The sequence below is a fragment of the Vallitalea sediminicola genome (genome assembly GCF_054408565.1).
Genome location: NZ_BTPT01000046.1, coordinates 131,124 through 155,900, shown reverse-complemented (window position 1 = coordinate 155,900; position 24,777 = coordinate 131,124). Strand labels below are relative to the sequence as shown.

The window sequence follows — 24,777 nt, the reverse complement described above, 5'->3', positions numbered from 1 at the left end:
AATTATAAAAATAATTAAAATTAACAAATAATATATTAATCTAGACTTAAAAATTAAAATTATTTAATTCTCTACAGGCTAGTTTAAAAAGAATCTTATCGACAGAAAACAAAAGAAGAGACTGTTAGAAATTACTCATTTTCCAACAGCCCCTTGTGAAATTACTAAAACAACATATTAGTAACTTAATATTATGAATATATAATCATAATTCATATAATTTCATCTATCAGGTTACTCTCTTTTCAACACTTACTTCATAATATTTTTAATCAATTTATCTAAGAAAGGATTTTCGCCTAATAGTCTATCTATTTTTATAGTAGTAAAATAAAGTGTTCCCTTTCCTATTTTTTTCTCGCTAAGTATACCTACTTTTTCTTTTGGTCCTTTTAGATTAACTCCAAAGTCCGGTGTCTTATAAGTAAATAATATATGCTCATCTATTTCCCCAACTATTCCATCTTCAGTAATAAATCCAAAGCTATCACTTTTCTTATCATACATGAAGGAATAATCATCAGCATCATTATCTTTTGTAAAACTATTATCCTTATTTCTTGCAACAAAGAATAATCCTTTTCCTGTCTGGGAATCAGCTCCTTTTTCACCTAAAGTCTTGATACCATATTTTTGCCCTTCAATGGTACATCTTTTCATATCATTCAGCGAAATTAAAGCTTTTCCACCATTTTTTACATTGTTCATTATATGATCATACTGCTCTTTGAACTCCTCTTTATCAATCACAACAAATTTGTCATTAGATACGTTTTTGGTTTCAATTTTCACTTTTTGAAGCCCTTCACCAACTGATTCTTTACATCCAATAATAGTGACTTTAGAACTTGCATCATCTCTGTTCATTGCAACTACATCGAGTCTTTCTTCATTTATAACTTCATTTTTGTTGTTTACCAAAATAGAATCCAAATGAACAATCTCTTTATCGCCGCTTATAACAGGTATCACAAACTTAATGCTTCCACAATATGCAGAAGTAGAATCTAATATAGTCAATTCTTTTTCAAAAGAACATATATCACCTTCATCCGTTCTAACTGTTATCATTATTTTGCCATCCATTTTCTTTGGAGTATCATTTAATGTAAAGCATTCTATTTCTATTTCTTGCCCTGTATAAACTGTGAATTTATCACTTCTCAGATTGATTCTAACGGGTTCTAGCGTTTCTTTGAACGTGAAATAGGATGGTTTTGGCTTTCTTCTATAATCTACAAGTGTTTTCATCCATCCTGATGGCCACGCATCTATTAATAAGTGTACTGCTGTTGATATAAGAACATCACTTCTTCTTCTAAAAGCATCATTCATGAGTTTTGTCGCATATGCTTGGTGTTTCTGACTTTCTTTTATCCAATCAACTATATTGTCTTGTTCTTCAAACCAATCCCCGTGCATTGTATATGATTGTGAATTGACAATATCTTGTGGAGTCCACTTATCTTCTATATTATTAGGAACCCAGTCTTTTGGATAATCTTCTAGCATGATTTCCAAAGGATCCAAACCTTCTGTACCATATTCGCCACACCCTGTTTTCCAACCTTTTTTAATTGCTGGCAAATATCCTTTATGCAATTTTCCGATAGGTAGTGCATGGTTAGTGTACCACATGTTATAACAATGGAAATCAGATAAACCTGTCCTTGTAGGAGGGTCATAGTCTCCTTCAACATTTTTTATTACTCTATCAGGATTATTTAAGCGTATAGCCTTACTTGCTGCTTCAAAGAATTCTTCCATCTCATTTCTTAGCAAGCTTCTGTGTCCTTTGAATCCCCATGATGCTGGGAAAGGTTCATTAATATATGTTACCATTATATTAGAAGGATGACTTCTGATTAATCGTTCCATTTCTTCTGATTGTTTAATGGCTTCACAGAATTTGTTTCTTCTTATCCAACCAAAGAATGGTAGGTCTGTCTGTAACATCATACCTAGGCAATCACAATAGTCGTATATTTCTTCTTGTACAGGACGTTGAGTTAATCTATAGTAATTCATATTACAATATTTGGCTATCAATATATCCTTGATCAATAAGTCGAAATCCCCTTTATAGACACATTGCTGCATATGTCCCATAGTGTTGGCACCTCTTAGAATTACCTTCTCATTATTAAGGTATAGTGTACCTTTAACAGCTTCTGTCTCATCCATATGGAATTTTCTCATTCCAAAATGTCTATCTTTTTGGTCCACTAATATATTATCTTTCAACAAGTTCATTCTTACTTTGTATAGATAAGGATTATCTGATTCCCATATCTTCATATCTTTGATATCCACAATAATTCTATAATAATTTACATAAGGTCCACATTTCTCAATTTCAAACTCTATATTTTCGTCCTGATAACCTTTAAAGTTCTTAGAATAAACGGACATATTCAAATTCAATTCTACGTTAGCAAAATCTGAATTATATATTTCTACCCATACCTCTGCTTTACTATTATCAATATCTGGTCTAACAAAAATATCACTGATAAAATATTTATTTCTTTTTTCTACAATAATCTTATGACATATTCCAGCACCAGGTGGGCAGTGATGCCATCCTTTTTCACTATCATCCCAACCATAACCAGTTGCGGCATATATTTTGTCTCCATCTATTTTGCCTTCACCAAGATCTATTCCAAGTGTTGGTGCATCATTAAGAACTTCAACTACTAGAATATTCTTTTTATCCGTATAGATATAATCTGTAACATCAAATTCAAAAGGAGCAAAGAATCCTTCGTGATTTCCAATGAATTTCCCATTTATATATACATTGGCAATATAATCTACTCCCAAGAATCTGATGTATATTCTTTCGTCAGTATTAATGTCATAATCACATTCAAATTCTTTTCTATAATAGCCAGTCCATTTACCAATAGGACCTTTGTAATCAGGTATAGTTACCTGAGTGAATTCTCCTTCACCATTTAGAACTCTAGCAAAATCTTTTTTATCCTCATCATCCTCGTAGCGAAATTGAAAATTGTTAAGTTCAAATTGTTCTCTTTCCATTTGAAGTTTTGGCGTATAATCTTTTAAGAATGGTAAATATTTTTGTTTTAGATTCTCGATTCCTTTATCAAATTCAACGATTTTTTCTTGGTAACTTTTTTCTATAATGGGACTTACCGTATTCTTACTAGTCTCAAAATAACTTTTATCAAATTCTACTGGTTTTATTTCTTCTAGTTCTTCTTTATTATTATCTATACCATTTAATGCAATCCTTGCAAATCCATCAACTTTTGCCATAGCAAATGCCTCCTATGTATCTATCAATTATTATGTGTTAGTACACTCTAAAAAGAACACCTATTTTCATTTCTCCTTTTTTACAAAGCTTTTTGAATGATATCCTTTTTTGAATAGTTTTTTCGTCAAATAGTCTTAATTCCTTTACTTCTACACTTACATCCTTTGGTACTGTTATTACTGCCTCACCTTTATCCCCACTAATTACTACTTTCTTTTCTTCTACTTTTACATCTAGTTGGGTACTCCATCCAAAGTCAATACCGTCCCCTTTTTTTAAATCATACTTTTCTTTGATTATTAATTTATCTGGTGTTGGTGATAAAAATTCACGAGTATATTCATTAAAATATTCTTTCCATGTATAACTCAGGTCAACTTTACCATGGAAACTTTCCTCATCACCATTTGCTATGACTTTAATATCTTTTGTATTTGGTCTTTCTGATTGAGGTCTCTTTTCTAAATCACCATATGGTACTGAAGTATTGTGTCTATAAGCCTGTTTAACCAGGTTGGAAACTTCACTAGAATAGTTACCGCTACCAGGATCCATAGCAAATGTTTGATTACAGAACTCGATTACAAAGCTTCCTTTATCTTCATGGGCATGATCTATATTAGCCTTATTACCAAAGATAAATATCTTTAACCATTGGTTATCCAATTTTCTAAGTGATGATACACTTCCCATTTCTGGTAAAGCTATAAAATTCCTATATCCTACATTTTTGTTATGGAATTCTATAATGAATTTGAATGCAAGTATATCACTTGGTATTTTCCCATTTCTATCAAGCGATTTATCAAGAATCGTTGCCCAATGGCTATTGGGAAGTAAATGAGCCATATATGCTAATGTTGGAATCTTGAATCTTGGTTCACCATCACAAACAGGAATTACATCTTGTGAAGGAACAGTTGATTGTAAGCATTCTACAAAATCAGCAGTTTTCTTGATCTTGTCTGGAACGATATCTTCAAATTTCAACCCTCGAAGTTTAGCGTAAATATATATGGCAAAATTAGCGTTATCCCCTATGCAGTTATAATAATTAGGTCCTTCGCCATATGCTCCATCCTCAAATATTATACTGTTTATATTTTCCACAAGCTCTTTATAAGCTATATCAGTATATGGTTTTACATGATTGAAATGCTGCTCTAGTACTGCATATGCTAACATTCTGCCATATGTAAACCATACTAATTGGTTATTATCAAATATATAATCATGTTTCCATGTTATATAATTGATTCCGCCGATAGCTTCCTCACCTAATCTTCTAAGTATTAAGTTTCTACCAAGATCAGTAAACATTTCACCAGCTAAATCAAGTACCATACATATCTCGTAACAGATTACTGCTTTTACGAAAGCTCTATGTTCCCAATTCCCTGCTCCGAATTCAGTAATAAAAGAATCATTCCAATTAGTACACATTGCTAATGACATAGCATATCTAGCGGCTAATCGTAATAATGATTTATCCTCTAATATTACTCCAGCAGAAGCCAATAGAGGTCCTTTTAATGTTAATCTTTTCATGTAATCTCTTTTTCTTGCAAATCTTTGGTCAGTCCAAAAGATTACAAAATCATGTATCATATCTTCTGGAATCTCATTCTTCAAATCTTTTACATATTCAGCGTACATTGATTTGCCAGTCTGTTTTTCATATGCCAAATGATACTTCCTTAATTCAATCAGTTCTTCTTCATCAACTATCAAATTATATGTTGGCTTAAAATCAGGCTTGTAATCCTCATCCTTCAGATATCCTGTCCACTTGCTATCATACTGTTTATATTGATCTAAATATTCATTTAATAAATTAGAGTTCTGGAGCATTATCCATCTGAGGTGTCCCCCTTGATAACCATCTTCATCAGTATAAATCTCAATGGTGATTTTATTTATTTTCTTGCTATCATTTAAATCTAATTGGACTTCATCAGAGAAATCTGTGAACTTATCTGATGTTATATCAATAATATTGTTATCTGTATTAACTATAATCTTAACTTTTGATTTTGATGGTGAGTTAATCGCTAGAATCAATTTATCGTATTTAGTACAGTCCAAATTATCATAGTTCTTAGATATTTTCAGTGCTGGTCCACTTACCGGTTTTTGTACCCAGCTAAAAGTTTCAGCAGCCCATGTTTCCCCAAATTCAAGACCTTTTGCTGTTGTATCTTCTATCTTCCACTCTTGAAAATTTCTAAGCTCCGGGTCCCAAAATGCTTCAATTACAGCTTCTGCAATATTGACTTGAACAGGTTTCATCTTTGATACCTCCATGATAAGTACTTATCTCCTGAGTTATTTTCATATGATTTTGAAAATGGCTTTAGAAAACCGAAAGGTATATTCTAAAGCCCATTTTCATGCATCTTGATTTATTTTATTAATTTAGAAGTAATATTATTATTTTGATGCTAAGAATTCATCAATTTGTTGTTGGAATCCTTCAATAACTTTATCGATTCCAGCTTTATCTAACTTGTCTAAGAATTCTTCGTATTTCTCATCTACATTAGAACCTAGAGCACCAAATTCTAAAGCATTCTTATACTCTTTGATTATTGTATCTAATTGTTGTAAAGTAGTTGAATAATCTTCAGTATCTACTTTAAAGCCCATTAATTGTGACTGTTTAGCATCTCTATGCATTGTATCAAGGTATTCTGACCAACCTTTAACTCCACCTTCGATTTCATAACCGAGTAATGTATTTCCTGTTGCCCAGTTAGCTAAACTATAAGAATCTTTATCTGTAATTTTTATTGTATTTTCATCAAGCTTTTCGTAGTTCTTTCCTTCGATTCCATAAACCATTAGATTATAGAATTCTTTATCAGTGTTAAGTAAATTAATTAATTGTATTGCTTCATCAGGATATTTAGCTGTAAATGGAATTGCAAGGTTAGTAGCTGTTCCGTAAGGTGCTAAATATTGATAATCAACAGTAGGAACTACTACAATCTCTACATCATTACCTGCTTCGTTTGCTCTCTTAGTATCTTTTTTATCTTGATCTTTTAATGTTTCATGTACCCATGAAATATTACCATCTTTTACAAATTCATCTGCACGAGGTTTATCAAAAGATTCTACTGCAAGTACATCTTCTCTAATATATCCTTTTTCATACCAATCAGCCATAGTATGTATCATATCTTTATATTGAGGAGTTTTGAATTTATTAATAACAGTACATGATTCATCACCGATTTTAACATATACAGGTGTCTCTTGATTTGCTATTGCTTCATATCCATTTCTACATAACCAACTTATAGATGTAGATGGTCCTTTTTGTAAAGTACCGTTTTCTTTAGCTTTTTTGAAATATACTTCTAATGCATCCCAATCATCTTGGTCGAATGTTAAGTCTTTAGTGAATTGTTTTTCTAATGCATCAACATCAACATATTCGTCAGCTAAATGTTTATACATTCTGACTCCTCTTCTCATTTCAACCATTTGTTGATAGTTAGGAACAGCATATACATGTCCATCAACTGTTGCTTTATCAAAAACAAATTGTGGTATGACCTCTTTAATTTCAGGACAATTCTTCTCAATTAGATCTTCTAATGGTGTTAACATTTCTTCTCTTGATATAGTATCAAAGTTTAACATCCAACCAATCCATGCAATATCCATTTGATCTCCTGCTGCTGTTAAGAGTTTCCATCTCTCAGTCCAGTTACCATAAGGAATTACTTCAATGTCCATTTGTACACCTGGTAATTTTGTCTTTAACATTTCATTTGCTACTGCAAAGACTTCTTCTTGTTTTTCTTTTTCGTCTCCACCTAAAAACATCTTTAACACTTTTACATCTTTTTCAACTGTTGAATCATTATCTTTATCTACTTTTTTACTTGTATCATTACTTTTACAACCAATTAATGTAATACTAAGTATAAATACAACTGCCAATAAAACGCTAATACTTTTTCTAAAATTTTTAAACATATAAATTCCCCTTTCTATTTATGAATCTGATTTAAAAATTATAACTAATCTATAATTATAGGAATATACCTACAACTAACTCATTAACCTTTTACCGAACCTACTGTTAGCCCTTTAGCAAAATATTTTTGGAAGAATGGGAATACTAATAGCATAGGTCCAGCTGCAATGATACACATTGCAAATTTCAAAGTCTCAACTGGCATATCTTCCAGATAATTCAAATCTATACCTGGCGGCGTATTATTCGCCATGAATCGTAAGAATTCAACTTCCTGCAGTATTCTCTTTAATAGAAATTGTAGTGTATATAAGTGTGAATCGGTTATATAGATCAAACTTGTATACCAATCATTCCATTTTGCTAGTAGTGTCAATAACGCTACTGTTGCTAATACTGGTTTTGACAATGGTAATATTATTTGGAAGAATATCCTTATTTCACTAGCACCGTCAAGCTTAGCTGATTCAACTAATGAAATGGGTAACCCCTGAAAGAATGTCCTAAAAATAATAATATAAAATGCTGAACATAGTGTTGGTAATATATAGATCCATATAGTATTTCCAAGATGTAGATATTTATAATTCAATAAATATGTTGGAATTAATCCTCCATTGAATAACATAGTGAAGAATACAAAAAATGTAATAGGTTTTCTGAATTTGAAATCTTTCCTTGACAATGGATATGCACACAAAGTCATAACTAAAACAGATAAAAAAGTTCCAAAAAAAGCTTGAAAAGTTGTTACTGCATATGCTCGTAAAATTTCTCCAGCATTACTAAATACAAATTTATATCCTGTCCAATCTATGAACGGAGGGATTATCTTAAACCCTTCTTTAGCTAATATATCTTCATTAGTCAAAGATGCTGAAACTATTAATAAGAAAGGTAAAATAAACGTAATGGACATTATTATAAAATATAGATTTATCCATGTTCTATAAGTAATCCTTTTCTTCTTTACTACTGACATATTATTCACTCCATTTCCCTTATGATAATTAGAATAGTGATGAATCCGGTTCTACCTTTCTTACTATTCCATTCATGGTAACAATCATTACAAACCCTACTAAGGATTGGAAAAGTCCTACAGCAGCAGTAGTCCCTAAATTACCAGTTCTTAGACCACGATAAACATATGTATCAATTATATCTGTTGCAGGATATAACACCCCTACATCTCTTGGTATAACATAGAACAGACCAAAATCTCCTCTGAATATATTCCCAAAAGCTAATAATGTAAGAACTATCATAAGTGGTTTAATACTTGGTAATGAAATGTGAATAATCTGTTGCAATCTATTAGCTCCATCAATTTCTGCAGCTTCAAAGTATGCTTTATCAACACCCATTAAGGCCGCATAATACATAATACTATTTAGACCTATAACTTTCCACATATTAGTTAATATTAATATCCATGGCCAAGCTGACACTTTTGAATACCAGTTAACGGGTTCTCCGCCGAACATTTCAATTACTTGATTTAAGATACCCATAGTAGGACTTAGAAGTGTATATGTTATATATCCTACAATTACCCAAGACAAAAATCTTGGTAACATCATTGAAGTTTGATAAAATTTGAGAGCTTTTCTGCTTCTTACTTCGTATAGTAGTAATGCTACAAAAACTCCTGCCACAAGATTAACTACAATAAATATCATTGCATATCCAACAGTATTTCTTGTAATTCTCCACGCATCTTGTGAAGTAAAAAAGAACTTAAAGTTTTCTATTCCATTCCACGCACTCCCTAAAATACCTTTTGGTGCTTTATAATCCTTAAAAGCAATTATTACTCCAAACATTGGAATATATGAAAAGATAAAATAAGCTATGACAGCAGGTAATGTTAATATTAATAACTCTAGATTTTTCTTGTTTGCATTCTTTGATGTTTTCTTCGTTTTCTTCATTAATCTCACCTTCTTTTCTGTCTATTATTAATTGTGTCGCTTCGATGTATTAATAATATCATCTTCTAAAGGTGTTTTAAATTCTAAATAATTAATTAAGCGGTATACATTTTTACCAATAGGAAAAAGTTGTGGTTCACTATTTTTACTAGGGTATACAATATTAGAATATCTTAATAAATAAAGCAAAACCTCTATATCATAGATTTATCATTATCATCATATAGAGGTTTCATAAATTATTTTTCATGGGGAAGAACTATTATTATGCTTGTACCAATACCTTTGTCACTGATAACCCTAAGACCGTATTCCTCTCCATATAGAATTTTTATTCGTTGATTTACATTATACATACCTATTCCTTGATTCCTTAATAGGTACTTATCATTGATTTTCATGTTTAATTCTATTTCTTCTTCTTTACTCATTCCTACACCATCATCAAATACAACTATTTCCAGATTATCTTTTTTGCTCTCACAACTGATCTCTATTATACCTTTGTCACGCTTTGGTTTAATTCCATGATATATTGCATTTTCAATAATTGGTTGTAAAGTCAGTTTCATTATCCTATTATCATATACATCTTCTTGTATGTGCCATTTGACTTCTAGTTTGTTTTTATATCTTTTTTTCATGATATTAATATATATCTTACAGTATTTCACTTCATCTTTTACCGTACTGAATTGTTCTCCATCCAGTGAATATCTTAATACTTCAGATAAACTAGAAATCATATCAGAAGCTTCATTATACCCATCTAAGAGTTCTATTGCCGTCCAATTAATAGCTTCTAATGTATTAAATAAAAAGTGGGGATTCATCTGTGATTGCAATGCTTTGTTTTGTGCTTTATCCAATAGTATGATTTTGTTCCTTAGTTCGTCTTCTAATGATGTATTGGATAAAATAATTTTAAATATATTATCCGAAATATATTTGACTTCATTTTTATTTTTATGTTTCTCTCTATCCCACATCTGTGGATTATCAATTATTCTCATGACAGTGCTAACAGGTTCGTATGTTTTTATTGTTAGTAAATAACTTAATATAAGACTTATAATCATGTATGCCATTAATATATTTTTAACGTATTTATATATTTTGTCTACATCGTTACTATAGCTTGTTAATGGAAGAACTGATAAATATGTCCAATCAGCATATTGTGAATTAACTTTAGTAATTATGTATTTTTCATTATTCACTGAAAGTATTTCTGATTTTCCTATGCTAGAATAATCAATGGAATCAAATATATAAATCTCACTAACATCTTTTAGAAAATCATCAGAATTTTTACTAATAATAACTTTATCACTCTCATTATCTACTACTATTGTTTTTATATCATTATTAGAATAATGCATGTCTGCCATTTTGGCTAAATAACTAACTTTCAAATTTATTGCAACCGATCCTAATATTCTAGTTCGTCTTTTTCTAACATAATGTATAGCAGAAACATAATTACCAGTAACTTTACCCTCTCTGATTTCTCTCCATGCAAAATACCTGTTAATAGTATCTATATCATCTTTATCTTTTCTATACCAATCTTTATCTTGTAAAGTTGTATTATTGATTCCCACATCATTAATTGCACCATCAATGGAATCATATAATATGCCTAGACTATCAGATTGTAAGTATACACTACTAATATAATCATCTAAGCTAACATACTCTTTCGTTCTATCATATATGATGTCTATTATGTTATAATAATCTGCAAACGTTTTATTAGAAATGAAGAACAAATCATAAACAGAAGAAATAGATAGATGAGTAGCTAATCTAGTTGTATCTTTCATAGCTCGATCAATTGTTTCTTGTGTTTTTAAAGCAGCATTATAATTTGCTGTTTTAATTTCATCTTCTACTGCATGATTATATTTAGATTGAACATTTATGGTAATTACAATAACTGGAATAAATACAATCAAGAAAATCAAAAGAAAATTTTTAATAAGTATCGATTGAAATTTATAGGATTTTATATATTTCCACATATTTTTCTTTCTCATCATACCACCATTACTTTCTACATTTTCCCATATTCGCTTGGTGACAATCCTGTATATTGCTTAAACACTCTTGAAAAATATTTACTACTTTTATAACCTATCATATGACTTATCTCATAGGTCTTGTATTTCCCTTTATTTATTAGTTTTATTGCTTCTTCCATCCTCACTTTAGTTAGATAGTCCGTAAACGTTTCTCCAGTTTTTTGTTTGAAATATCTGCAAAAATAAACCGAATTGAGAAATACATGATTGGCAACATCTTCCAAAGATATATCCAAGTAGAATTTCTCATCGATATAAGCAATAGCTTTCTCAATTACTTTTTCAGCCGATTGATCTTTATTTTTAGCAATAAAACTAACTAAGTCAGCAAATATTTCTAGACAATATTGTTGTAACTCCTGTAAATTGCTTATTTTTAAGATATAGTTATAATTTACTTTACCCTTAGTAATAGTTATAATATCTAGATCTAATTGACTAAATTTATTTGAAAGATTAGCAAATAAATCAATTATGACTTTTTGAGAAAATTGTGTAGATTGATTAGATAGTTGTTCAAACAGAGTCTGATTCAGACTCTCCAATTCAATAATATTGCCTTCATTTATTTTACTAAAGAACAATTTATATTTCTGAATTATCTTTTTATACTCAACTACATTAATATTCAAGTTATTGCTTCCATCACCTAATTCTTCATTAATATGCACCTTTTCATTGAATTTTGCCAGCTCAAAGAAACTTTTAAAACTGTCAATATGGCTTAATTCAAGATTTAAATCCATAAAGCCTTTAATTGATTTACAAATATTTTCTACTTCAATATTAAGTGTTTCTAAGAATTTAGATTCATCTTGATTTTTAGAATAAGCAAAAATAATAAAATTATCATCTTCAGAAAAAAGTGAACAATATTTTATTTTATTTTTTTTTGATACAAAAAAATTGTTTATTGCAGTATTTAATCTTTCTTTACCATAATTCCAATTGTTATCTAGAAAAGCTTGATTATTAATAATATTAAATTCAAGATATGCACATTCATGATATATTTTGTCTGCAAAATCCACCAGTTTCGCTCTATTAATAATATCTTGTTTCTTCTTAACAGCACCGTATATTAAATCATTTATGAATTGTGTTTTTAACAACGGTAATTGTTTCTCGAATTTTCTTTCTTTATCTAATTTCTGTACAACCTCTTTAAATACATCATTCACTTGTTGAAAATTAGTTGGTTTCAATACATAATTTTCCACATTTAATTCTATAGCTTTCTTAGCATATTCAAATTCTTTATATCCACTAATTAATACTGTTTTGATATATGGTTTACAATCATATAAATATTTTGCAATATCTAGTCCGGTCTTATCGGCCATCTTAATATCAGTTAAAACAATATCAACATCATTATTAATTAAATAATCTATGGCTTCTTTTCCATCTTCAAATAACTCCACTACCTTTATGTTCAAACTATCCCAATCAATAAATCTTTTTAACCCGTTCCTTATTATTTCCTCATCATCGACAATAATAAGATCGTACACTTTACCAACTCCTTTAGTTTATCCCATATGTAATTTATGTTTACTGATTTTTTATTATATCATCTTATTATTTTAATGTAAAATTACTTTTAGGCTTAATAATACAATACCAAAACTCAACAGTACTAATTTTACTAATGTATTAAGTAAAGTGATACTTGTAATATATTAGTGAATTTACCAAAACAACATTGACAAATATACTAATTTTCAACATAACAGTACTTTTCTTATACATTGACATTTTCTCCTTTTACAATGATTTTTATAAATACGGTTACATATTTTACTTATACTAATAATTTTATAGGGATTAAAATATTCCCACAAGGATAATATCTTTTATAAAGTTCAATAAATTAACTTTATTTTGTTATTAAGGTATCTAATATTAACATGAACTCATTATCTTAACTTTATAGCTTTTTATATTTATTAAAATTATGTAGCTAACAGTCGCTTATATAGTATTGGGGAATATTACGTCAGCTAATTAAACATCCGTGTTTAAATTGCTGAGTTCGCCGTCCATGGCTCACTGCTCCATATTCCCCAATACTATCTAAGCTCGGTATTTTAATCAACCTTTCCTATTATATACCTTATGTATGTATTTCATAGGGGTTTCTTATACGTCAAGAAAGATGACTTCAATAGTTAGAAATCATCTTTTCTGATTAATTTTATGTAAAATGCATTTACCTTTTGAAATCTTAGATTACTTTATAATTATCATATACATCCAGAGATTACTCTCGTGGGCGCTTAGTGATACTGTTGAACCTGATGTATATGTTTTTTTATGTAAACTAAATGTTTTTGAATGATCATTGATTATGTCTTCTTGGGTATCTGTCCATGTAGATAGCCATGTGGGTGTTGGTGCTTCGTCGGGATACCCTATATATACTTCTACATCTGAATTTACTGTAAATGTTACTAGTGGATTGCCTGTGTATGCGTAGGATTCTATGGCTGTTTTAATCCAATCACTTCCTTCAATAGTGGATGGTAGTGATGAGATTATATATGTTCTATCACCGAATTGTTCATCTCCTGATTGTAGGTTAGACATAATTGACCAATCAGCTGCATTTTCAGTATCGTTCACACTTAGATTTGATATTTTAGGTATTGGTACGGCTATGTCTTTTACCATAATCATATACATCCAGAGGTTACTTTCATGAGCACCTAATGTTACAGTTGAACCTGATGAGTATACTTTTTTATACAAGCTAAATACTTTTGAGTAATCATTGGTAATATCTTCTCCTGTATCTGTCCATGTAGATAACCACGAAGGTGTTGGTGCTTCATCAGGATATCCTACGTATACTTCTACATCTGAATCTACTGTAAATGTTACTAGTGTATCTCCTGTGTATGTGGAGGATTCTATGGCTGTCATTATCCTATCGGAATCTAGTACACAGTCAGGTACAGTGGAGACTGTATATCCTCTATCACCAAATTGTGTTGAACCTGGTTGCAGATTTCCTTTTTCTGACCAATGTATAGCATTGTCTGTATCATTAACATTAAGATTGGATATGAGTTCTGAATCATATACATTTTCAGGTAATTCCTCAATAACTCCGAAATCGTCTACATATGCATAATAATCACCATCTGGTTTATAGGCATAGATTGTAGCAGTTGTATTTTCAGCTCCTGTAGTAAACTGGAATTTATTTTCAGCAGTACCCCAAGTAGTTGAATTTATTGTTGTACTAAGCTCACTGCCACCATAATCTTTAACACCTAATTGTACATCATCTGTCATATTAGAATTATAGAGCTTAAAGCTATCAATTAATCCTATATCACCAGTTCCACTGTTCTTGAATACAAGATAAAGATCATGAACACCTGTAACTGAATTGATAGATGTACTTTTAAATGCCCAAGATGCACTGAATGTATCTAAATCAAGGGTTCCTATTACTGTACCTGTTAAGCTATCAAGTCTCACTTCTATGGAACCTGTATCAACTGTCTTATTTCTGCCAATTGCAAATGTATCATATTTGCTAGAACCAAAATCAATATTATCAAATGCAACCCAATCCCCATCTCTTACAGGTCCTACATATTGTACATCCCTGTAATATGCATGTTCTCCGTCTACATAATTCCAATGATTTGAATTAGAAGAATTATCAAAATCTGTTACTTTTCTATGATACCCATTTATCTTAGCCCATGCTGAAAAAACATATGTTGTTGATGGCTTAAGTCCTGTTACAACTTGTTCAATACCATCTCCTCCTCCAAGCACAGCAGAAGTTATCTGACCTCTTGACATAGAATTAGATGAATGATAATCCCAATTACAACTTGTAGTTAATCTTGCACCGTGATAACCTGTCTTAGTCCATGATGATAAATCATAATATTCAAATCCTCCATTGAGTACCTTGTTCATATATGGAACATCTACTTTTTGGTATACTGGATATGGTGGATTGTCAAAATCATGACCAGCTGTCCAATTATCTCCATACTCATATGCACCTGCGTCAGGAGCACTGCCAATATAATTGTCAGTGATATTGGGAAGTACCATACCAGCATCAATTGCAATTGAATCCGAAGCAATTTTAAGATTACCATTTGATGGATTTATAAAATCAGGATCCCTATTAACTATATTATTTTTTACAATACAGCCATTTCTTGGAGATATTCCATTTCTGAAAATATTGTTAAATAACTTATCCCCATACATATCATTTCCATATAATGTACTTTGTCCCCATGAAGATTCACTTCCACTGTTATAGAATGAATTGTTATACGCCAAGACAAAATTATTAGGTGTATTCAGTAGTAATCCTACAGCTGAATTGTTCCATACCACATTACGATACATAATTAAGTTTCTAGTATCACAATCTGCATATAGTCCCCCATCAGAAAAATTAGCTGCATTATCATGAACATAATTATGATGAATCTCTGTGTTCTGATAATCCATACTACCGAGTGCTAAAACACCTGAATCTTCAGTAAGCATGTTAGCATAAGAAAAATCATTGTATTCTATGATACTATCTTGAATACTTCCTCTCATACTACCTCTACCAAGTCTATATACAGTATTATGGCTTATTAGATGTCTTCTACCATATACATCAATACCACCAGCATTACTAGCCTCTGAAGAAACATCATGTATATAACAATTGACTACTTGATTATCTGTTCCAGAAACCTTTATTCCTCTACCAAAAGTATAAGCTATCTCAGAGTCTCTAATAACATTATTGTTTCCACCTAGTTCTAAACCTTTTGTCAAAGTATCTGCATCTTTTCCTGTATCTAGATTCTGGTCAATGTACTTAAAAACTCCATTGGATATAGTACAATGATTAGCATCAACAGTTGTAATGGAACCTAGTATTGTATCTATTCCTTTGACATTTATGTATGAACGATTTCTAAGGTCAAATGTATAGGTTCTTTTCTTAGCTTCCACTACATGATTAGCTGGATTATCACCACCTGGTACCCATATGTACAATTTTTGATTTTGTCCATCTACATACCACTCATCAGCTGTATCAAGAGCATTCAGATGCCTGGTTATATAATATTTATTACCTCTTTTGCTGTTATACCAAGAATTAGTCCTTGCCCATGGTTCGAAACGTAATGTTGAAGAACCGAAATCAGTTATTGTACTAGCTGAGGCATAGTATTCTGGACCATTCAAACACCAGATTAATCCCCCATTCCAATAATCTGCTGGAAATGATGAAAGATCATAATCTGTAATAGTGTACTCATTTAATGGATCATTTGTTGCAGAATCAACAGTAGCTAATACTGATTTTGTATGTAAATCCGCTCCTGCATTAGGCCATCTAGCTTCATTAGATAGATTACCATCTACCGCTACGATATTTTCTCCTCCAAGATTCCAGTCCATATCACCTTTATAGATGGAACCTGAATGCCTTGTCCAATTGGTAATAATATCACCGCCACTGACAACAACCTTTTCGTTATTATAAGCCTCAAAAGTAATTGGATTATCTGGCGAACCAGAATTTGCAGGAATTACTGTTTCTCTATACACCCCTTCTCTGATATAACATCTATCTCCTGAAGTCATTATATCAGCTGCTTTTTGTATAGTCCTAAAAGGTGAAGCTAAAGTTCCAAAATCAGCATCATCACCTGTTTCAGAAACATAATAGATGTTACTTGATGCATATACCACATTGGAATCAAATCCCGTTCCAACCAATAAACAAACTGTACAAATTATCCCCAAACATATAGATACAAATCTTGTTTTTCTTACCACACATCTCATCTCCTTATTATTTTATAATCTAATATTAACACTTGAATAAAACTATCTAAATGTACTAAACTAACTTCTATTAGTCTAAAATTAAGATTCATGGAAAATAGAAAGCAGAAAGTTAATTATCTACATGATAAAGGCTTTTATATACATTTATTATTTTTTTATTTTTGCTAAAATAAACTTAAGTAAATAATAATTAATGAGGTGATATTTTGGAAACTAAAAATTATTTTGGAACAGAGGATTTTAAAGGTTATTGGCATGAAGATAAGAGAATTATCTATAATAAACGTCCAAAGGAAAGCTGGCAATGTATGCCTATTGGTACAGGTAAAACAGGAGCAGTTGTTTTCGTGCCAGATGAAGGTATATGTTTACAGATAAACCACGGTGGAAGTTTTGATAGTGATGGTAATCTTCCTTCTCTATTAAGAGTTAATATCGAGATAGAAGGAAAACCATTCGTTAATGCAAATAATTATGAACAAGAATTATCCTTAGATAAAGGTATTGTAACTATATGTGCAGATACACCAAACGGAAAAGTCAAGGTTGAATTCGTAGCACATCAAGAATTAGATGTTATATCTATCTATATAGAAGATATGAGGAATAGTATAGGTCAAGTTAATATATGTCCTCTATATTGGCGCCAAGGAGTTTCACAAACACTTTTAGATGAAATGATGTTTTTCACAGAAACCAATACATGTTCAGCTTTTAATGAAATTAATTTTCAATCTTGTGTAACCAATAACAATTTTTCTGACCCATTAAAGAATCTATCTTATGGTACAGCCGTATGGGTAGATAATGCAGAAGAGACTAATATTCCTATTAAAAAAGTTAGGTCTAGAAAAGTTAGGATGTTAATTGCCGCAGATTCAGGCAAATACACTAAAGATACACTTGTAAAGAAGTTAAAATGCAAAATTGAAAAAGCTTCAAAGATTTTATTAGAGGATTTTAGGATTTCACATATTAAATGGTGGAAAAATTTTTGGTCAAAAAGTGAGTTTGATGTAAAATCAAATTCAAGACTTCAATCCATTAGAGCAGTTTGGTACTTAAATAGATATTTTACTGCTTCATCTATGGCAGGCACGTTGCCTCCTAAGTTCAATGGTTCAATTTTTCTATTTGATTATGACCGCAGACACTGGGGAGGGGCTTATTGGTTTCAAAATACAAGGCTTCAATACTGGTCTTTATTCAAATGTGGTGACTTAGATTATATTATGCCGTTCTTTGACATGTATATAAATGCTTTAGTGTATGCCAAGGAAAGAACACAGTCAGTCTATGGACATGATGGAGCAATTTATCTGGAAACAATGCATTCTTGGGGTGGAAGCCGAATTGGAGATAGTAGATCTGGTGAAGGAGTTGTAAATAATTATATAAAAAATTATTTTACAGGTTCCCTAGAGTTATTAATGATGATGCTTGAATATTATCGCTATACAAATGATAGTATTTTTGCACGTGAAAAAATCTTACCAATAGCCGATGAAGTCATTCTTTTTTTCTTTACTCATTTCCCTATCAAGAATGGCAAGTTATTTTTAGAGAAAGGTGCTTCATTAGAAACATGGTGGGAAGCAGATAACCCAAGCGATCAGATAGCAGGATTAAAAGCAGTTATTCCCCCACTTATTAATATAGCGATGAAGCACGGATATGATAAATCCTCAATAACTAGATGGAAAAGTTATCTTGTATTATTACCTGAACTACCTAGAGGAACAAATTGGTTTAAGAAAAATACTAAAGAGCATAATTATCAAGGATATCAAGGCACATGGCAAAAACCCCAAAAAGGAAATGCTCTTATGCCTGCTGATAATGTTCATTTGATTGAAAAGAAAAACTATGAGGATCCTGAATTATATGCGGTTTGGCCTTTTGGTCTTTTTGGTAAAAATTTACCAGATTATTCTTCTGCCCTTAATACATTCAATAATCGTATACATAAAGAACCCTCTAACGGATGGTCACAGACTGCGGTTTGGGCTGCACGACTAGGATTAGCTGATGAAGCTTCTGAATTATTATTGAAGCAATTTCAATGTTCCTCTGTATTCCCTAGTGGTATGATGTTTTCACCTGGTAATATAGTTCCTAATAGACCTGATATACCTGAATGTGGTTACTTTGATACTATTGGAGTCATGACTACTGCTGTTAACGAGATGCTTATACAAGACTATACAGATAAATTAGATATATTGCCTGCTTGGCCAAAAGATGAGTTTGTCCATTTTAAACTTCATTCTCAATTCGGAAAAGTAGTTGAAGAAACCTATAAACCAAAATAGATTATCATAATGTATTACAATAAAATAGACTCTATTATTCTATAATAAACCATATACTTGTAGGCTTATATAGATAATAGAGTCACAACATTACAGAATGACTTTACTTCTCACTAACAACTACACTGTAACTAGATTCTTCATCATTCTCAATACCTTTTTTATTGTTTAATGGCTTATACCATATATTCATAGATTCAATACTTCCTGCAATTTGAGTATTATTCCAAAGGGTTCCTCCATATTTGTATCCTGCAGCTGAGAAAGTAGCATTCATTGGGTATGAAGCACTTCTTGCTATTGTATATGCTATTTTTAAACCAGATTTTCCCATAGTATCTTCCATCATTTTAAGTAAATGTCTAGCTAACTTATTTCCTCTATACTCTGGTAGTATGGCAAAATCAGTCATTTCAACATTCTCTTCATGGACATTCATATCACATGAACTTACACCTATAAGCTTTTCATTATCCATCGCACCAAAATATAATACATCCTCATCCATCGTTTTTTTTATATACTTTTCATCATGTATTGGAAATGGATATGTCTTAAACACTTGCTTATAAATATTGGATATCCTTACACTATCTTCTTCATTTAATAGTGTTAAGTAGTACTTGTCGTCCATAGAAATCAAGTCGCTTTTTTTATTATTCTTAGCCTTATGAATGATTGTATCTATTGAATTCTTTTTTACAATTATTTTTCGTTCTTTATTGTGATATCTTGCCATAAAATAGCATGGTTTTCTTCCATTATAAAATTCTGGTATGATAGCTTCTTCATCAAAACCATTGCGTAAAAAATTCAATCTAGCTTCTTTTGGTACCTTAGCAATAATTTTTCCGTAACTATAGTTTTTAACCATCACATCTAATTTACTAATTAAATAAGGATCAAGTGCATGCTTATAATCCATCACATATATTCTATCATTGAATGAACCATGTTGAATCTTACTATACCCTAACAATACTTCCTTATCTTTTTTTATTAACATTTAGTCACTCCTCTATTGGTGTTAGTGTAATAATTTCACTATTATCTGATAATAGCTTTTCAATTCCAATTGATTTAATATTATCTTTTTTATCTAATTTAAGTTGCAAGTGGCAAGTTCTACATTCAAGGTCACAGGCAATTTGCGCATAATCATTGGGTTCTTCATAAGTGGTTATAACACCTTCATAGTTTCTTAGTATAGCTTTATTGGTGGACCATGACATAAGGTAATTAGGCATAACTGGAATCTTTCCCCCTCCTCCAGGGGCATCAATAACATAAGTAGGTACTGCCAATCCACTTGTATGCCCTCGAAGACTTTCCATTATCTCTATTCCTCTACCAATACTTGTTCTGAAATGTTCTAACCCTTCTGATAAATCACATTGATATAGGTAATAAGGTCTCACTCTATTTGCCGTCAATTTATGTACGAGCTTTTTCATAATCCTAGGACAATCATTCACATTAGCCAATAAAACCGATTGATTTCCAAGAGGTATACCACAGCTAGCTAGCTTATCCAATGCTTCAATGGCTTCCTCTGTTATCTCTTTAGGATGATTAAAATGTGTATTGATCCATAGGTTTTTGTATTTCGATAATACGTCTACTAATTCTTCAGTTATTCTATAAGGTAATACTACCGGTGTTCTTGTTCCTATTCTAATTAATTCCACATGAGGAATTTTGCTTAATCGTTCTAGCAAATAGTCTATTAAATCATTTGACAATAAGAAAGGATCTCCACCGGATAATAATACGTCTCTAACTTCATGATGGTTTTCAATATATTCAAAACCTGCTTCATAATCTTCCTTCATTGGATTATACTCTTTGTCACCAACTTTTCTTTTTCTCGTACAGTGTCTACAATACATAGCACATACATTGCTAACGTGAAATAAGACACGGTCCGGATATCGATGAGTTATCCCTTTTATTGGACTATCATCTTCTTCTCCCAATGGATCTTCAATATCTGCACGGCAAACTTCCAATTCTTTCACCTGTGGGAAAGCTTGCTTAAATACCGGATCATTATCATAATCTGATGCATCAACTAGAGATAGATAGTATGGGGTAATTGATAGTGGAAATTTTTGTATTGTCTTTTTTAATACTTTTTTTTTATCTTCATCAAAATTGAAATCCAGTACCTTTTCAACTTCTTCAATTGTTGTAATTCTGTTTTTCAGTTGCCATTTCCAATCTGTCCAACTTTTATCATTTTCTAAATACATATTTTGATCTCCTTTTTTTCTAAAAACTACAGTAACTGTGTCACATAAGATTTAAAATATAATTTTTTCTATAAAAAAACACTCTAAACTCCTATATTAATAAGAGTTAGAGTGTTTAAACTTCGCTAATGCTCGTATTACACCACTATATGTAGTGTAGGCCATGACTAATAAGTCCTAACCAAACCCCAGTTCTTTAAATGATTTTTCATGATCATTTTCTCTCTGTTCGATAAACTTACTTCCCTCCACTTACTATTAGTCTGCGTAGAGAAGCTCATAAATCAGATACTCATGTCATTACTTCATCTAATACTTTAAATCCTTTTTAAACTATCATAAAATTACATCATCCTTATAATGATATAATATATTCTGATAAACGCATGGTCGAACTTGGATCACCAACGAATAATAGCTTATCGTTAACACGTAGCTTTTCTTCTGGTGACGGTGAGAGAATAATTCTACCCTCTCTTTTTATTCCAACTACAGTAATCCCTGTATTATTCCTCATATCCAGTTCATCAAGTGTCATATCAAATATACTTGAGTCATAATTTAAATAATGCTCATAAACTGTTACATGCTCAGTATTTTTAAATCTACTTGTATAATCAACAATTGCGTTCACCGTTTTATTTATTTTATCTTCAATATCATCTCGTTTTTTCATCAGCTCGACAAGTTCTTCTTTTAATTCGTTGACGCTAGCTCTAATTCTATATCTTTCAATGAATTCTTCAGCACGAGAAACAGATGATACATATATACCATTACCATGTTTTACTTCAACAATGTTCATATCTGATAATAAACGCATTGCTTTTCTAATGGTTTCAGGAGACACATTATACTCTCCTGCCAACGTAGATCTACCACTAATTTTCTTGTCTTTAGTGATTTCTTCTCTAGAAATTCTAGATGCAACATCTACAGCAACTTTCATATAAACTGGTATTGAATTTTTCCTTGGCATATATACACCTCCTCACAATTTTATCAACTAATTATACTCTATTATTTCTATTTTTTCAATAATAATTAGTGAGTCAAGGCTGAAACAATATCTTGGTGATCAATAACACCACGTAAACGGTTCCTTTTATCAGTTACTGCAACATCAATATCACTTTCATCTAATTTAGAAAACGTTTCAAAAACAAATGCATTACGATTAATGCTCTCCACTTCTTCAACGACAAAAGAATCAATCTCATGACCTAGATGCTTGCTGATAGTATCGATTTCAACATAACCTAACAGCTCTTGCTTGTCTCCGATAACATAACAAAAATCTCTATCTTTATTTTTAAGCTCTTCCATTATTTTGTCTGTTTTATCCCCTAGTTTCGCCAAGACGATAGGTTCTCTCATAACCGTCTTAACTCTTAGAATTCTTGATTTATCAACATCTTCAATAAAACTACTTACATAATCATTAGCAGGATTTTCAAAAAAATCCCTAGGCTTTCCAACCTGTACTAATTCACCATCTTTTAATAAAGCAACTCTATCACCCAACCGAAAGGCTTCGTTCATATCATGAGTGATAAAAATGATTGTCTTATCCATATAATCTTCAATACTTAGAAGTTCAGTTTGCATGTCTCTTCTAATCAACGGATCAAGAGCACTGAATGGTTCATCCATCAATAGAATTTCTGGTTCATTGGTTAATGCTCTAGCTAAACCAACTCTCTGTTTCATACCTCCACTTAATTGTCTAGGAAAATAATTTTCCCATCCTTCTAGACCTACAAGTTTTATTGCTTCTTTTGCTTTTTTAGCTCTCTCTTCTTTCGGAACATCTTGTACCTCTAGTCCATATTCAACATTTTTCAAAACGCTTCTATGGCTTAGCAAACCAAAATGTTGAAATACCATAGCTACTTTATTCCTTCTTAATTTTTGTAATTGACCCTTGTTATAGTTACATATATTCTCACCATCAATTAACAATTCACCTTTCGTAGGTATATTCAGCATGTTCATGCAACGAATAAGTGATGACTTACCACTACCTGATAAGCCTACGATAACAAACATTTCTCCATCTTCTATATCAAGACTTATATTATTAACACCAACTGCTAAGCCTGTCTTTTCACGTATCTCTTGTATTGATTTTCCTTCATCCAACATCTTCAATGCACGTTCTTTTTTATTCCCAAAAACAAGAGTTAAGTTTTTAATTTCTACTTTATTCTTTCCCAATTTTATCACTCCGCTTCCTTAAGTCTATTGGCAGCCCCTTGCAATACTCTGTCTAGAATTATCGCTAGAAATACAATGGCTAACCCAGCTTGAAAACCTTTACCAACTTCCATTCTTCGAATAGAAATCAATACTTGGGCTCCAATACCTTCTGCTCCAATCATAGAAGCTATTACAACCATAGCCATTGCCATCATTGTTGTTTGATTAATGCCTGTCATAATTGATGATAATGCTTGTGGGAATTCAATCTTCAATAACATCTGCTTTGTAGTTGATCCAAAAGACTTACCAGCTTCTATAACCTCTTTATCCACTGTTGATATTCCTAAATATGTTAATCTAATAAGAGGAGGTACCGCGTATGTTGTTGTTGCAATAACAGCTGGTACTTTACCAAGACCAAAGAACATAACTGCTGGTAATAAATATACAAAACTTGGCATGGTTTGCATAGCATCCAAAACAGGCATCATTATCCTTTTAAATGCCTCAGATTTAGCCATTAATATTCCCATAGGTAATCCTATAACTACCGATACTAGAACCGCTATAATAACAATGACCAAAGTATAAATCATCAATTCCCATAACCCAAATAAACCAATTGTAAACAACATACCAGTTAATACAACTGCTGTTTTAACATTATACAATTTAAATCCTGCATAAAATAATCCAATCAGCATGAGCCACCAAGGTACTATTCCTAGAGCACCTTCAACGATATTAAATACACCTAAAACAAACGCACTTATTCCATCAAAAAAACCATCCCAATTGACTAGTAACCATTTTACCACAGCATCAATTGGTTTACTGATTTCAAAGCTTAAATTTTCCGGAAAATTCCACAATTTTTT

14 protein-coding genes are annotated in these 24,777 nt (G+C 31.3%); 1 reads left to right on the top strand and 13 read right to left on the bottom strand.

All coding sequences use genetic code 11. The annotated features are described in order from the left end of the window. Window positions 1–252: 252 nt before the first annotated feature. The 8 genes from ACX6CF_RS19025 to ACX6CF_RS18990 all read right to left on the bottom strand — a co-directional run bounded on the left by ACX6CF_RS19025 (window position 253) and on the right by ACX6CF_RS18990 (window position 17,121). Window positions 253–3,285: a sugar-binding domain-containing protein gene (locus tag ACX6CF_RS19025; RefSeq protein ID WP_458786953.1), complete on the bottom strand. Its 3,033-nt coding sequence runs from the start codon at window positions 3,283–3,285 to the stop codon at window positions 253–255. A 37-nt stretch (window positions 3,286–3,322) separates the two neighbouring features. Beyond that, window positions 3,323–5,575: a heparinase II/III domain-containing protein gene (locus ACX6CF_RS19020; RefSeq protein WP_458786952.1), complete on the bottom strand. Its 2,253-nt coding sequence runs from the start codon at window positions 5,573–5,575 to the stop codon at window positions 3,323–3,325. Window positions 5,576–5,716: 141 nt separating this feature from the next. Continuing rightward, window positions 5,717–7,273, bottom strand: coding sequence for an ABC transporter substrate-binding protein (locus tag ACX6CF_RS19015; protein ID WP_458786951.1), 1,557 nt, complete (start codon window positions 7,271–7,273; stop codon window positions 5,717–5,719). 83 nt (window positions 7,274–7,356) lie between these two features. Next, complete coding sequence (locus ACX6CF_RS19010) at window positions 7,357–8,256, bottom strand: carbohydrate ABC transporter permease (RefSeq protein WP_458786950.1); 900 nt, start codon at window positions 8,254–8,256, stop codon at window positions 7,357–7,359. 28 nt (window positions 8,257–8,284) lie between these two features. Next, the gene (locus tag ACX6CF_RS19005; protein ID WP_458786949.1) at window positions 8,285–9,208 is read right to left on the bottom strand and encodes an ABC transporter permease; all 924 of its coding nucleotides are present in this window, start codon (window positions 9,206–9,208) and stop codon (window positions 8,285–8,287) included. Between the two features lie 239 nt (window positions 9,209–9,447). After that, complete coding sequence (locus tag ACX6CF_RS19000) at window positions 9,448–11,247, bottom strand: sensor histidine kinase (RefSeq protein WP_458786948.1); 1,800 nt, start codon at window positions 11,245–11,247, stop codon at window positions 9,448–9,450. 17 nt (window positions 11,248–11,264) lie between these two features. Next, entirely contained in the window at window positions 11,265–12,806 is a 1,542-nt protein-coding gene (locus ACX6CF_RS18995) for a response regulator transcription factor (RefSeq protein ID WP_458786947.1), read from the bottom strand. A 718-nt stretch (window positions 12,807–13,524) separates the two neighbouring features. Continuing rightward, a complete protein-coding gene (locus ACX6CF_RS18990) occupies window positions 13,525–17,121 on the bottom strand; it encodes a carbohydrate-binding protein (protein ID WP_458786946.1) in 3,597 nt (1,198 codons plus the stop codon). A gap of 218 nt (window positions 17,122–17,339) precedes the next feature. Here ACX6CF_RS18990 and ACX6CF_RS18985 point away from each other — a divergent pair, with 218 nt between their 5' ends. Then, window positions 17,340–19,445, top strand: coding sequence for a DUF5703 domain-containing protein (locus tag ACX6CF_RS18985; protein ID WP_458786945.1), 2,106 nt, complete (start codon window positions 17,340–17,342; stop codon window positions 19,443–19,445). A 103-nt stretch (window positions 19,446–19,548) separates the two neighbouring features. Here the strand turns inward: ACX6CF_RS18985 and ablB are convergent, their stop codons facing one another. The 5 genes from ablB to ACX6CF_RS18960 form a co-directional block, all read right to left on the bottom strand. Beyond that, the gene (gene ablB, locus ACX6CF_RS18980) at window positions 19,549–20,451 is read right to left on the bottom strand and encodes a putative beta-lysine N-acetyltransferase (RefSeq protein ID WP_458786944.1); all 903 of its coding nucleotides are present in this window, start codon (window positions 20,449–20,451) and stop codon (window positions 19,549–19,551) included. A 4-nt stretch (window positions 20,452–20,455) separates the two neighbouring features. After that, the gene (gene kamA / locus ACX6CF_RS18975) at window positions 20,456–21,697 is read right to left on the bottom strand and encodes a lysine 2,3-aminomutase (RefSeq protein WP_458786943.1); all 1,242 of its coding nucleotides are present in this window, start codon (window positions 21,695–21,697) and stop codon (window positions 20,456–20,458) included. 355 nt (window positions 21,698–22,052) lie between these two features. After that, on the bottom strand, window positions 22,053–22,676 hold the full coding sequence (locus tag ACX6CF_RS18970; protein ID WP_458786942.1) for a TrkA C-terminal domain-containing protein: 624 nt from the start codon (window positions 22,674–22,676) through the stop codon (window positions 22,053–22,055). Between the two features lie 65 nt (window positions 22,677–22,741). After that, window positions 22,742–23,914, bottom strand: coding sequence for a quaternary amine ABC transporter ATP-binding protein (locus ACX6CF_RS18965; RefSeq protein WP_458786941.1), 1,173 nt, complete (start codon window positions 23,912–23,914; stop codon window positions 22,742–22,744). Between the two features lie 5 nt (window positions 23,915–23,919). Beyond that, a complete protein-coding gene (locus ACX6CF_RS18960; protein ID WP_458786940.1) occupies window positions 23,920–24,771 on the bottom strand; it encodes an ABC transporter permease in 852 nt (283 codons plus the stop codon). Window positions 24,772–24,777: the final 6 nt, after the last annotated feature.

Coding starts and splice junctions, on each gene's coding strand:
- ACX6CF_RS19025 (WP_458786953.1), bottom strand. CDS start 3,285: ATGGCAAAAGTTGATGGATTTGCAAGGATTGCATTAAATGGTATAGAT.
- ACX6CF_RS19020 (WP_458786952.1), bottom strand. CDS start 5,575: ATGAAACCTGTTCAAGTCAATATTGCAGAAGCTGTAATTGAAGCATTT.
- ACX6CF_RS19015 (WP_458786951.1), bottom strand. CDS start 7,273: ATGTTTAAAAATTTTAGAAAAAGTATTAGCGTTTTATTGGCAGTTGTA.
- ACX6CF_RS19010 (WP_458786950.1), bottom strand. CDS start 8,256: ATGTCAGTAGTAAAGAAGAAAAGGATTACTTATAGAACATGGATAAAT.
- ACX6CF_RS19005 (WP_458786949.1), bottom strand. CDS start 9,208: ATGAAGAAAACGAAGAAAACATCAAAGAATGCAAACAAGAAAAATCTA.
- ACX6CF_RS19000 (WP_458786948.1), bottom strand. CDS start 11,247: ATGAGAAAGAAAAATATGTGGAAATATATAAAATCCTATAAATTTCAA.
- ablB (WP_458786944.1), bottom strand. CDS start 20,451: ATGTTAATAAAAAAAGATAAGGAAGTATTGTTAGGGTATAGTAAGATT.
- kamA (WP_458786943.1), bottom strand. CDS start 21,697: ATGTATTTAGAAAATGATAAAAGTTGGACAGATTGGAAATGGCAACTG.
- ACX6CF_RS18970 (WP_458786942.1), bottom strand. CDS start 22,676: ATGCCAAGGAAAAATTCAATACCAGTTTATATGAAAGTTGCTGTAGAT.